Annotated in this window: 13 protein-coding genes; all 13 read left to right on the top strand. The window is 64.2% G+C overall.

The window, feature by feature from the left end; genetic code table 11:
- The first annotated feature begins 54 nt into the window (after window positions 1–54).
- On the top strand, window positions 55–540 hold the full coding sequence (locus CGX12_RS10225; RefSeq protein WP_094039778.1) for an LPS-assembly lipoprotein LptE: 486 nt from the start codon (window positions 55–57) through the stop codon (window positions 538–540).
- Window positions 540–1,562 (top strand): DNA polymerase III subunit delta, encoded by a 1,023-nt coding sequence (holA, locus tag CGX12_RS10230; RefSeq protein ID WP_094039779.1) that lies wholly within the window; start codon window positions 540–542, stop codon window positions 1,560–1,562. The genes CGX12_RS10225 and holA overlap by 1 nt, the downstream gene beginning before the upstream one ends.
- A complete protein-coding gene (nadD, locus tag CGX12_RS10235; protein ID WP_094039780.1) occupies window positions 1,559–2,206 on the top strand; it encodes a nicotinate-nucleotide adenylyltransferase in 648 nt (215 codons plus the stop codon). Before holA ends, nadD begins: the two co-directional genes overlap by 4 nt.
- Before the next feature lie 34 nt (window positions 2,207–2,240).
- Window positions 2,241–2,582: a ribosome silencing factor gene (gene rsfS / locus CGX12_RS10240; RefSeq protein WP_094039781.1), complete on the top strand. Its 342-nt coding sequence runs from the start codon at window positions 2,241–2,243 to the stop codon at window positions 2,580–2,582.
- On the top strand, window positions 2,582–3,052 hold the full coding sequence (gene rlmH / locus CGX12_RS10245; protein ID WP_094039782.1) for a 23S rRNA (pseudouridine(1915)-N(3))-methyltransferase RlmH: 471 nt from the start codon (window positions 2,582–2,584) through the stop codon (window positions 3,050–3,052). The genes rsfS and rlmH overlap by 1 nt, the downstream gene beginning before the upstream one ends.
- A 2-nt stretch (window positions 3,053–3,054) precedes the next feature.
- The gene (gene mrdA / locus CGX12_RS10250; RefSeq protein WP_094039783.1) at window positions 3,055–4,941 is read left to right on the top strand and encodes a penicillin-binding protein 2; all 1,887 of its coding nucleotides are present in this window, start codon (window positions 3,055–3,057) and stop codon (window positions 4,939–4,941) included.
- Complete coding sequence (gene rodA, locus CGX12_RS10255) at window positions 4,934–6,037, top strand: rod shape-determining protein RodA (protein WP_094039784.1); 1,104 nt, start codon at window positions 4,934–4,936, stop codon at window positions 6,035–6,037. Before mrdA ends, rodA begins: the two co-directional genes overlap by 8 nt.
- A gap of 12 nt (window positions 6,038–6,049) precedes the next feature.
- Entirely contained in the window at window positions 6,050–7,021 is a 972-nt protein-coding gene (gene mltB / locus CGX12_RS10260) for a lytic murein transglycosylase B (protein ID WP_094039785.1), read from the top strand.
- Complete coding sequence (locus tag CGX12_RS10265; protein WP_094039786.1) at window positions 7,005–7,826, top strand: septal ring lytic transglycosylase RlpA family protein; 822 nt, start codon at window positions 7,005–7,007, stop codon at window positions 7,824–7,826. The genes mltB and CGX12_RS10265 overlap by 17 nt, the downstream gene beginning before the upstream one ends.
- A 68-nt stretch (window positions 7,827–7,894) precedes the next feature.
- Window positions 7,895–9,061: a serine hydrolase gene (locus CGX12_RS10270; protein ID WP_408645715.1), complete on the top strand. Its 1,167-nt coding sequence runs from the start codon at window positions 7,895–7,897 to the stop codon at window positions 9,059–9,061.
- A gap of 186 nt (window positions 9,062–9,247) precedes the next feature.
- A complete protein-coding gene (ybeD, locus tag CGX12_RS10275; protein ID WP_094039788.1) occupies window positions 9,248–9,511 on the top strand; it encodes a DUF493 family protein YbeD in 264 nt (87 codons plus the stop codon).
- Between the two features lie 9 nt (window positions 9,512–9,520).
- Window positions 9,521–10,174, top strand: a complete 654-nt coding sequence (gene lipB / locus CGX12_RS10280; RefSeq protein WP_094039789.1) for a lipoyl(octanoyl) transferase LipB — start codon at window positions 9,521–9,523, stop codon at window positions 10,172–10,174.
- Window positions 10,171–11,136, top strand: coding sequence for a lipoyl synthase (gene lipA / locus CGX12_RS10285; protein WP_094039790.1), 966 nt, complete (start codon window positions 10,171–10,173; stop codon window positions 11,134–11,136). Before lipB ends, lipA begins: the two co-directional genes overlap by 4 nt.
- The last annotated feature ends 100 nt before the right edge of the window (window positions 11,137–11,236 follow it).

The following is an 11,236-nucleotide window of genomic DNA, read 5'->3' on the forward strand; positions in this document are numbered from 1 at the left end:
CCTTCTCTTCACGCTTCCGGCTTCAAGCTTATCGCTGTTTTTAAAGGAGTTGTTATGCTCACTCGAATCAAGGCTGGGGGGCTAATCGTCCTGACCCTGCTGCTGGCCGGCTGCGGCTTCCAGCTCAGGGGCGGCGACAACCTGCCGCCCGAGCTGCAGCGGCTGGCGCTGGCCGGGGACGACAAGACCCCCTTCTATCGCCTGGTCTCGGCCCGGCTGCAACGGGCCGGGGTCCAACTGGTGGATCCGGACGGAGCCACTCCCGTGCTGACCCTGGCCCCCCTGGGCCAGGGCAATACCGTCGCCTCGGTCAACGCCCGGGCCGATACCCTGGAATACGCCATGCGCTTCGGTACCCGCTTTACCCTGGACATGCCCGGCGAGCCGCGCCAGGTGTTCAACGTCGCCTTCAACCGCAGCTTCCTGGACAAGTCCGACCAGGCGCTGGCCTCCAGCCGTGAGCGGCAGCAGTTGCAGGATCAGATGGAGCGCGAGGCCGCCGAGCAGATACTGCGCCAGCTGAACCGCCTGTCGTTCTGATGCGCCTCTACCCCGAGCAGTTGCCGCAGCATCTCAAGGGCGGGCTCGCGCCCTGCTATTTCATCTACGGTGACGAACCCCTGCTGAAGATGGAGGCGCTCGACCAACTGCGGCGGACGGCCCGGGAGCAGGGCTTCGACGAGCGCCACCGTTTCGACGCCGACGAGGGCCTGGACTGGGACCTCGTGTTCGATGCCAGCCAGTCCCTGAGCCTGTTCAGTGCCCGCCAGATCATCGAACTCCACCTGCCGGACAAGCTCGACAAGACCGCCTCGGAGCGGCTGCGGGAACTGCTGCGCCAGAGCCACCCGGATCTGATGCTGCTGATCGCGGGCCCCCGGCTCAACCAGCAGCAGCAGAAAGCCGCCTGGTTCAAGGCCCTGGCCGAGGCCGGCCCCCTGGTGCCGGTAACCACCCCCGATGCCCGCCACCTGCCCCGTTGGCTGGGCCAGCGGCTGCACCGGCATGGCCTGCAGGCCGAACCCGACGCCCTGCACTGGCTGGCCTACGCCTTCGAGGGCAACCTGCTGGCCCTGGCCGGGGAGATTGAAAAACTGAGCCTGCTCGCCCTGCCCCAACCGCTGACCCTGGCGGCGCTGCAGCAGCAGGTCCAGCCCCACCATCACTTCAACCCCTTCCAGCTGTTCGATCCCCTGTTGCAGGGCAAGATAAAGCGCGCCTGCCGCATCCTGCTGCAACTGCGCCAGGAAGGGGTGGAAGCCGGCATGTTGTGCCACCTGCTGGCGCGGGAGCTGGATCAGCTGCAGCAGTTGCAACTGGGCCTGCAGGCGGGCCAGTCCTTCCACCAGGCTGCCGCCGCCCTGCATGTCTGGTCCAGCCGGCAGCCGCTGCTGCAGGCCGCCCTGGGGCGGCTGCCGCCGTCCAAGCTGCATCAGCTGCAGGTCATGCTGGCCGCCGCCGACCAGGCCGTGGCCGCCTTCGATGACGACGAAGCCTGGCGCTGGCTGTACGCTGTCTGCGTCGGCTTTCTCGACGATCACCCCCTGGTCATTTCACCATGAGCAAACCCATCGGCCTGCTGGGCGGCACCTTCGATCCCATCCACATCGGCCACCTGCGCCCGGCCATCAGCGCGCTGGAGCGGCTGGGGCTGAAGGAGGTGCGGCTGCTGCCCAACTATATCCCGCCGCACCGAACCACTCCGGACAGCGCCCCCGCGCACCGCCTGGCCATGGCCCGGCTGGCGGCGACCCAGACCCCGGGCCTGGTGGTGGACGATCGCGAACTCAGGCGAGACCGTCCCTCCTACACCATAGAGACGTTGATCGAACTGCGCCGGGAGCTGCCCGCCACGCCCTTGTGCTTCCTGATGGGCATGGACTCGCTCTGTTCGCTCAACAGCTGGCATCGCTGGCGGGAGCTGCTCGACCACACCCACCTGGTGGTCAGCCACAGGCCCGGCTGGGAGCCCGACTTCAATGACGACATCGCCGCCCTCTACCGGACCCACGGCACCCGGGACGCGGAGCTGCTGCACCGCCGCCCGGCCGGTTGCATCTACCTGATGGACAATCCCCGGCTGGAGGTGTCCTCCACCCAGATCCGCGAACTACTGCGCGCCGGGAACAATCCGCAATATTTGTTGCCTGATCCGGTAGCGGTCTATATTCGAGATAAGGGACTCTACCAAGGGCCCGTGTTATAATCCGCCGCCAATTGGAATCGAGGAGAAAACCCCTTTGCAAGGTCACGAATTGCATGCCTTTATCGTCGACAAGCTCGACGATCTCAAAGCCCGGGACATCCAGGTCCTGGACGTCAGCGGAAAGTCCACCATCACCGATTGCATGATCATCTGCTCCGGCAACTCCAGCCGCCATGTCAACGCCATCGCCGAGCACCTGGCCACCGAAGCCAAGCATGCCGGCCTGCACACCCTGGGGGTGGAAGGCAAGGGCGCCGGCGAGTGGGTGCTGGTCGATCTGGGTGAAGCCATAGTGCACGTGATGCAGGAAGAAACCCGCGACTTCTACCAGCTTGAAAAACTCTGGGGTGGCAGCGCCGTCGGGGCCCTGGCCTGATGAAATTGCAGTTGGTGGCGGTCGGCACCAGGATGCCGGCCTGGGTATCCGACGGTTTTCAGGAGTATCAACGCCGCTTTCCCCGAGATCTGCCACTGGAGCTGGTCGAGATCCCGGCCGGCAAGCGGGGCAAGAATGCCGATATCGACCGCATCCTGCACAAGGAAGGGGAGCAGATGCTGGCTGCCGTGGGCAAGTCGGCCCGCGTCGTCACCCTGGACATTCCGGGCCGGCCCTGGAGCACCGAGCAACTGGCCGAACAACTGACCCGCTGGCAACTCGACGGCCGGGACGTGGCCATTCTGATCGGCGGCCCCGAAGGCCTGGCGCCGGCCTGCAAGGCCACCGCCGAACAGTCCTGGTCGCTGTCGCCACTGACCCTGCCCCATCCCCTGGTGCGGGTGGTCGCGGCCGAGAGCCTGTACCGGGCCTGGAGCATCAATAACAACCATCCCTACCACCGAGAATAAGAATGGCAAAAGGCCGGGTAAAGATGCGCGATCACGGCGCCGAATCCTCCCTGTTCTGGCGCCGGGCGTTGATCTCCTTCATGGGCATAGTGCTGCTGATGGGGGTGTTGCTCGCCAACCTCTATCACCTGCAGGTCAACGAGCATCAGACCTATCAGACCCGCTCCAACGACAACCGCATCAAGGTAGTGCCCATCGCCCCCACCCGCGGCCTTATCTACGATCGCAACGGGGTGCTGCTGGCGGAAAACCGTCCCATCTACAGCCTGGAAATCACTCCCGAACAGGCCCGGGATCTGGAAGGTACCGTCGACAGCCTGATCGCCCTGCTGGAGCTGGATCCGGAGATCAAGGAGCGCTTTCTGGCCGACGTGCGCCGCCAGCGCCGCTTCAACCCCATAGTGCTGGTCAGCCGCCTGACCGAAGCGCAGGTGGCCCTGTTCAGCATCAACCAGCACAAGTTTCCGGGCGCCTCGATAGAAGCCTACCTGAAGCGCTTCTACCCCTATGCCGCCACCTTCACCCACGTCATCGGCTATGTCGCCCGCATCAACGACAGGGACGTGGAGCGGCTGCGGGAAGAAAACAAGCTGGCCAACTACGCCGCCACCCGGGACATCGGCAAGCTGGGGGTCGAGCGCTACTACGAAGACCTGCTGCACGGCCAGGCCGGCTACCAGGAAGTGGAGGTCAACAACCGGGGCCGGGTGATCCGCACCCTCAAGTACCAGCCGCCCGTCCCCGGCAGCGACATCTACCTGAACATCGACATCGGCCTGCAGCAGAAGGCCCAGAAGCTGATGGCCGACCGGCGTGGCGCGGCGGTGATCATGACCCCTCAGGACGGCAAGGTGCTGGCCCTGGTGTCCAGCCCCAGCTATGATCCCAACCCCTTCGTGCACGGCATCAGCGGCCCCGAATACCGGGCCCTGCTCAACGATCCCAACCGTCCCCTGATCAACAGGGCCAGCCAGGGCATCTACGCTCCCGCCTCCACCGTCAAGCCCATGCTGTCGGTGATGGGGCTGAACGAGGGCGCCTTCACCGCCGGCACCCGTTTCTTCGGCGGGCCCCACTTCCAGATCCCCAACACCAGCCGCAAGTTCCGCGACTGGCGCCGCTGGGGCCACGGCTGGATGGACGTGTACCGGGCCATCGAGATCTCGGCCGACACCTTCTACTACGATCTGGCCTACCGGCTGGGAATAGACACCCTGCACGACTACATGACCCGCTTCGGCTTCGGCCAGTTCTCCGGCATCGACCTGCACGAGGAAGCCAGCGGCATCATGCCGTCCCGGGGCTGGAAACAGGCCCGCCACAAGCAGCCCTGGTACCAGGGTGACACCATTTCGGTGGGCATCGGCCAGGGCTACTGGACCGCCACCCCGCTGCAGCTGGCCCGGGCCACCGCCATCATGGTGGACAGGGGCGAGACGGTGCATCCCCGCCTGCTTCACGGCATCAAGGGGCCGGACGGCATGATCCCCATGCCGATCAGCAAGGGCGAGCCCATCCTGCTCAAGCAGGACAGCTTCTGGGACGTGGGCCTGGCCGGCATGTTCCGGGTGGTGCACGGCAGCGAGGGCACCGCCCGCCGGGCCTTCCTCGACAGCCCCTACAAGGCCGGCGGCAAATCCGGCACCGCCCAGGTGTTCAGCCTGGCGGAGAACCAGCAGTACGATCACGACAACACCAAGGAGCACCTGCGCGACAACGCCCTGTTCGTGGCCTTTGCCCCTTACGAACACCCCGAGGTGGTGGTGTCGGTGGTGCTGGAAAACGCCGGCGGGGGCAGTTCCAACGCCGCCCCGGTGGCCCGCGCCCTGCTCGATCTCTATATGCTGCCCGCCCTGGCGCAGAACGAGGAGCCCAGCGAAGATGAATAAACACCGCCGCCGCCCGCTGTGGGAGCTGCTGCACTTGGACTGGCCGCTGCTGCTGGCCCTGCTGCTCCTGCTGGGCGCCAGCATGGCCATCCTCTATTCCGCCACCGGTGAGGATCTCGACGCCGTTACCCGTCAGGGCATGCGCATCGGCCTGTCCCTGGTGGTGATGCTGGTGCTGGCCCAGCTGCCGCCCGGCTTCTACGCCCGCTGGGCTCCACCGGTGTTCGCCCTGGGGGTGCTGCTGCTGGTACTGGTGCTGCTGGTGGGCGACATCGGCAAGGGCGCCCAGCGCTGGCTGGAGGTGGGCTCTTTCCGCTTCCAGCCCTCGGAGATCATGAAGCTGGTGATGCCGATGATGATAGCGGCCTACATCAGCCGCTATCCGCTGCCGCCCAACCTGCTGCACCTGTTCCTGGCCCTGGGGCTGGTGGTGTTTCCCACCCTGCTGATCGCCAAGCAGCCGGACCTGGGCACCTCCCTGCTGGTGGCCGCCTCGGGCTTTTTCGTGATCTTCCTGGCGGGCATGTCCTGGCGGCTGATCCTGGCGGCGGCGGCGGCCATGGCCGCCTTTCTGCCCGCGCTCTGGTTCTTCCTGATGCACGACTACCAGAAGCGACGGGTTCTGACCCTGCTCAACCCCGAGAGCGATCCCCTGGGCGCCGGTTATCATATCATCCAGTCCAAGATTGCCATCGGCTCCGGCGGCACCTGGGGCAAGGGCTGGCTGCAGGGCACCCAGTCCCAGCTGGAATTCCTGCCCGAGCGGCACACCGATTTCATTTTCGCGGTGCTGAGCGAGGAATTCGGCCTGGTCGGGGTCAGCCTGCTGATGCTGCTGTACCTCTTTATCATCGGCCGCGGCCTCTATATCTCGGTCCAGGCCCAGGGTGCCTTCGCCCGCTTGCTGGGCGGGGCCCTGACCCTGACGTTTTTTGTCTATGTGTTCGTCAACATCGGCATGGTCAGTGGCCTGTTGCCGGTGGTGGGCGTGCCCCTGCCGCTGATCAGCTACGGGGGTACCTCCATGGTGACACTGATGGCCGGATTTGGCATTCTCATGTCCGTTCATACCCATAAGCGCCTGTTGGCGAAATAAAAGGATTACCGAATGCGCCTTGCCCTTTTTTCCGCGGCCGTCCTCCTGACTTCTTCCATTCACGCCACCGAGCCCAACGGCGAGCAGCAGCAATGGCTTGAGGAGCTTTCCGGCAAGTTCGAGTTGCCCCTGGCCGAGCTGACCCAGGCCATGAGCCAGGCCAACTACCAGCAGGGCATCATCGATGCCATGACCCGGCCGGCGGAAGCCAAGCCCTGGCACCAGTACCGGCCCATCTTCCTCACCGAGAAACGGCTGCAGCAAGGGGTGGCCTTCTGGCAGGAGCACCGGGAGCTGCTGGAGCGGGCCGAGCGGGAGCTGCAGGTGCCGGCCCAGCTCATCGCCGCCATCATCGGGGTGGAAACCTTCTACGGCGCCCACATGGGCGGCCACAAGGTGCTCGACGCCCTCTATACCCTGGGTTTCCATTATCCGCCCCGCGGCCCCTTCTTCCGCTCCGAATTCGGCCACTACCTGCAACTGGCCAAGGAGCAGGGCTGGACGCTGGATGAACCCAAGGGCTCCTATGCCGGTGCCATGGGCATGGGCCAGTTCATCTCCTCCAGCTACCGCCACTACGCCGTCGACTTCGACGGCGACGGCCACATCAACCTGTTCGAGGCGACCGATGCCATCGGCAGCGTGGCCAACTATTTCCACGAGCACCGCTGGCAATGGGGCGAGGATGTCGCCTACCCGGCCATGGTCACCCAGCCCGACGCCGCCGAGGCGCTGCTGGACCCGGCCCTGGAGCTCAAGCACAGCTGGGCCGAGCTGGTCGCCGCCGGCGTGCTGATCGAGCCGGAGCTGGATGCCGGCACCCCGGTCAAGCTGATCAGGCTGGACGGCGTGGAAGGCCCCGAATACTGGGTGGTCAGGCATAACTTTTACGTCATTACCCGCTATAATCGCAGTCCTTTGTACGCCATGGCGGTTTACCAACTGAGTGAGCAGATCAAGCAGGCTTATGAACAATCTCACTAAACACCTGGTTCCCCTGGCCGCCCTTTTGCTGGCGGCCTGCAGCAGCCAGCCGCAACAACACCAGGGCAAGGACGCCGCCTGGGACAAGGAAACCGCCGGCGGCCGTTATGCCCTGCGCCAGGACAAGGCACCCAAGGCGCCGCCCAACTTGGATCATGTCAAGGACGCCGTGCCCCGCTACGAGCCCTACAGCCGCCAGGGCAACAAGGACTACAACGTCTGGGGCCAGGATTATGTGGTATGGCGGGACGTGGAAAACTACAAGGACGAAGGCCTGGCCTCCTGGTACGGCTCCAAGTTCCACGGCTACCATACCTCCAACGGCGAAGTGTACGACATGTACACCATGACCGCGGCCCACAAGCACCTGCCGCTGCCTTCCTTCGTGCGGGTGACCAACACCAGCAACGGCAAGCAGGTGGTGGTGCGGGTCAACGACCGGGGCCCCTTTCACGAGGGACGCGTTATCGACCTGTCCTATGCCGCCGCCTACAAGCTCGGCATGCTGGAGACCGGCACGGCGCCGGTGAAGGTGGAACTGATCAAGGTGGCACCCAGCGGCCAGGAGACCCGGCTGGCCCAGGCCCATAGCGGCCGCCATATCCAGTTGCTGGCCACCCGTTCCGCCGATACCGCCAAGGAGCTTGCCGCCCGCCTGAGCAAGGAGTATGGTTTCCCCGCCCGGGTGGAGCGCCGTTCGGAGTGGTACCGACTCCAGATGGGCCCGATACCGGCCAACAAGACCGAGGACACCCTGGCCAGGCTGATCGCCGCCGGCTATTCCCAGGCCTATTTCCTGAACTGACAGAGCTTTTTTTATCCTAGACGGCAGATACTGCCCATAAAAACAGGGAACCGACAGACGTTATGCGCATGGTTAACACTCTCCCCTCTTTGTTTCTGGCCGGCCTGGTGTCGTTCTCGGCACAGGCCCAGACGGTAGCCCCCATGATCCCCGAGCCGCCGGCCATCGCCGCCAAGTCCTACGTGCTGATGGACTACGCCAGCGGCCAGGTACTGGTGTCCCAGAACGCCCATGAGCAGCTGCCACCGGCCAGCCTGACCAAGATGATGACCTCCTATATCCTCGGCCAGGCGCTGCAGGAAGGTAAGGTCAAGCGGGAAGACATGGTGACCGTCAGCGAAGCCGCCTGGGCCCAGAACTTTCCCGGTTCCTCGGTGATGTTCCTGGAGGTGGGCAAACAGGTCAGCATCGATGATCTCAACCGGGGCATCATCATCCAGTCCGGCAACGACGCCACCATCGCCGTGGCCGAGCACCTGGCCGGCAGCGTCAACTCCTTCGCCGATCTGATGAACTCCTGGGCCGCCCGCCTGGGGATGAAGGACAGCCACTTCGTCACCCCCCACGGCCTGCACAGCGACGAGATGCTCACCACCGCCTACGACATGGCGCTGCTCGGCCAGGCGCTGATCCGCGACGTGCCGGAGGAATATGCCATCTATGCCGAGAAGTCCTTCAGCTTCAACGGCATCACCCAGCACAACCGCAACTCCCTGCTGTGGGATCAGTCATTGAACGTGGACGGCATCAAGACCGGCCACGTCAGCCAGGTGGGCTACAACCTGGTGTCTTCCGCCACCAAGGACGACATGCGCCTGATCGCCGTGGTGATGGGGGCGGCCAACGAGCGGGTAAGGGCCGCCGAAAGCAAGAAGCTGCTGACCTACGGTTTTCGCTTCTACCAGACCCTGACTCCCTACCAGGCCGGCACCAAGCTGCTCGACCAGCGCATCTGGATGGGTGACAAAAACAGCGTCGCCCTGGGCGTGGACAAGGCGGTGGCGGTGACCATTCCCCGCGGCCAGGCCCAGAACCTGCAGGCCGACTTTACCCTCGACCAGGCGCTGAAGGCGCCCCTGGCCAAGGGCGAGCAGGTGGGCACCCTGCACCTCAAGCTGGCCGGGGAAGACGTGGTCACCCTGCCCCTGGTGGCGCTGGAAGAGGTGGAGCAGGGCGGGCTGTTCAGCCGCCTCGTCGACTATATCAAGCTGCTGATCCAGGGGCTGTTCAGCTGAGTTGAGCCCTCACTTTCACGCCGAGAGCCGGAAGACGCAGGTCTTCCGGCTTTTTGCTTCTGGCCCTGGCGCCATGACCCTGCAACTTGCCGGTTTTAGAACAACCGGTTTTGTGATAAAAATGCGACACAGGTTGTGGAAATGCTTTCCTCCGCCCATCGAACACCGCACGTTGTAAAGGTTGCCATGAACACCAAATTTGATGAGTTGCTCGAATTCCCCTGCCGTTTTCCGTTCAAGGTACTGGGCCTGGCCGATGCCCGCCTGCCCGACATGGTGGTGGAAGTCCTGCAGCAGCATGCTCCCGGCGATTACAGTCCCCAGATCCGTCCCAGCAGCAAGGGCAACTACCATGCGGTGACCGTGCACGTCACGGTACACAGCAAGGAGCATGTCGAGCTGCTCTATCAGGAGCTGGGCAAACTGGACCTGGTCAAATACGTACTCTAGGACGCCGCCATGCAGCAGGATCATCTCACCGTCAGACACTGGGGGCAGGCCTCTTACGAGCATGTCTGGCATACCATGCGGCTCTTTACCGACCGACGGGATGAACACACCGAGGATGAATTCTGGCTGGTGGAACACCTGCCGGTCTTCACTCAGGGCCAGGCCGGCAAACCCGAACATATCCTGAATCCGGGCGACATCCCCCTGGTCCAGACCGACAGGGGCGGCCAGGTCACCTACCACGGTCCCGGCCAGCTGGTGCTCTACCTGCTGCTGGACGTGCGCCGCAAGAAGCTGGGCGTGCGCAACCTGGTCACCGCCATGGAAAGCTCCATCGTCAAGCTTCTGGCCCTCTACCAGATAGACGCCTATGCCAAGCCCGACGCCCCCGGCGTCTACGTGGGCGAGAGCAAGATCGCCTCGCTGGGCCTGCGGGTACGGCGCGGCTGCTCCTTTCATGGCCTGGCCCTCAACGTCAACATGGATCTGACGCCCTTCCTGCGCATCAACCCCTGCGGTTACGCGGGCATGGCCATGACCCAGTGCTGCGCCCTCGGCGGTCCCCAGAGCCTTGAAGAAGCCCAATCCCGGCTGGTACCCTTGCTGGCAGAGCAGCTTGGCTATCAACATCTCTACTACACCACAGAGAAACTGAAATTATGAGCAAACCTGTACGCGTCGAGCCCGGCGTAAAATTGCGTGACGCCGACAAGATGGCCCTGATCCCGGTCAAGTACATGCCGGAAGCGGAAGAGGAAGTGCTGCGCAAGCCGGAGTGGATGAAGATCAAGCTTCCTCCCAGCAACCAGCGCATACAGGGGCTCAAAAACATCATGCGCGAGAACAAGCTGCACTCGGTGTGCGAGGAAGCCTCCTGCCCCAACCTGCCCGAGTGCTTCAACCACGGCACCGCCACTTTTATGATCCTGGGCGCCATCTGTACCCGTCGCTGTCCCTTCTGCGACGTGGCCCACGGCCGCCCGCTGGCGCCGGATCCGGAAGAGCCGGCCAAGCTGGCCAAGACCATCAAGGAGCTGGGCCTGAAATACGTGGTGATCACCTCGGTGGATCGGGACGATCTGCGTGACGGCGGCGCCCAGCACTTCGCCGACTGCATCCGCGCCATCCGCGAGCAGAGCCCCAACACCAAGATCGAGATCCTGACCCCGGACTTTCGCGGCCGCATGGACACCGCGCTGGAGATCCTCAAGGACACCCCGCCGGACGTGTTCAACCACAACCTGGAAACCGCGCCGCGCCTGTACCGGGTGGCTCGCCCCGGTGCCGACTACAAGTGGTCGCTGGAGCTGCTGCGCCGGTTCAAGGAAATGCATCCCCAGGTGGCCACCAAGTCCGGCCTGATGATGGGCCTGGGCGAAACCAACGAGGAAATCGTGGAGGTGCTCAAGGATCTGCGTGCGCACAACGTGACCATGCTGACCCTGGGCCAGTACCTGCAGCCGAGCCGCCACCACCTGCCGGTGAAGCGCTACGTGCCGCCCGCCGAGTTCGACGAACTGAAAGCCGTGGCCGACAGCATCGGCTTCAGCCACGCCGCCTGCGGTCCCTTCGTCCGCTCTTCCTACCACGCGGATCTGCAAGCCCAGGGCGTGGAAGTGAAATAAATATGTGAGGGGTGAGGGGTGAGGGGTGAGGTGTGAAAATAATAGGCTGGCAAGGCTGCGACAGCAGTGCCGGGCGGATATTTCAGAGGGCACCGCGCAT

It is taken from the genome of Zobellella denitrificans, from assembly GCF_002237365.1.
In the GTDB taxonomy this organism is placed as follows: Bacteria; Pseudomonadota; Gammaproteobacteria; order Enterobacterales; family Aeromonadaceae; genus Oceanimonas; species Oceanimonas denitrificans.

Coding starts and splice junctions, on each gene's coding strand:
- CGX12_RS10225 (WP_094039778.1), top strand. CDS start 55: ATGCTCACTCGAATCAAGGCTGGGGGGCTAATCGTCCTGACCCTGCTG.
- holA (WP_094039779.1), top strand. CDS start 540: ATGCGCCTCTACCCCGAGCAGTTGCCGCAGCATCTCAAGGGCGGGCTC.
- nadD (WP_094039780.1), top strand. CDS start 1,559: ATGAGCAAACCCATCGGCCTGCTGGGCGGCACCTTCGATCCCATCCAC.
- rlmH (WP_094039782.1), top strand. CDS start 2,582: ATGAAATTGCAGTTGGTGGCGGTCGGCACCAGGATGCCGGCCTGGGTA.
- mrdA (WP_094039783.1), top strand. CDS start 3,055: ATGGCAAAAGGCCGGGTAAAGATGCGCGATCACGGCGCCGAATCCTCC.
- rodA (WP_094039784.1), top strand. CDS start 4,934: ATGAATAAACACCGCCGCCGCCCGCTGTGGGAGCTGCTGCACTTGGAC.
- mltB (WP_094039785.1), top strand. CDS start 6,050: ATGCGCCTTGCCCTTTTTTCCGCGGCCGTCCTCCTGACTTCTTCCATT.
- CGX12_RS10265 (WP_094039786.1), top strand. CDS start 7,005: ATGAACAATCTCACTAAACACCTGGTTCCCCTGGCCGCCCTTTTGCTG.
- CGX12_RS10270 (WP_408645715.1), top strand. CDS start 7,895: ATGGTTAACACTCTCCCCTCTTTGTTTCTGGCCGGCCTGGTGTCGTTC.
- ybeD (WP_094039788.1), top strand. CDS start 9,248: ATGAACACCAAATTTGATGAGTTGCTCGAATTCCCCTGCCGTTTTCCG.
- lipB (WP_094039789.1), top strand. CDS start 9,521: ATGCAGCAGGATCATCTCACCGTCAGACACTGGGGGCAGGCCTCTTAC.
- lipA (WP_094039790.1), top strand. CDS start 10,171: ATGAGCAAACCTGTACGCGTCGAGCCCGGCGTAAAATTGCGTGACGCC.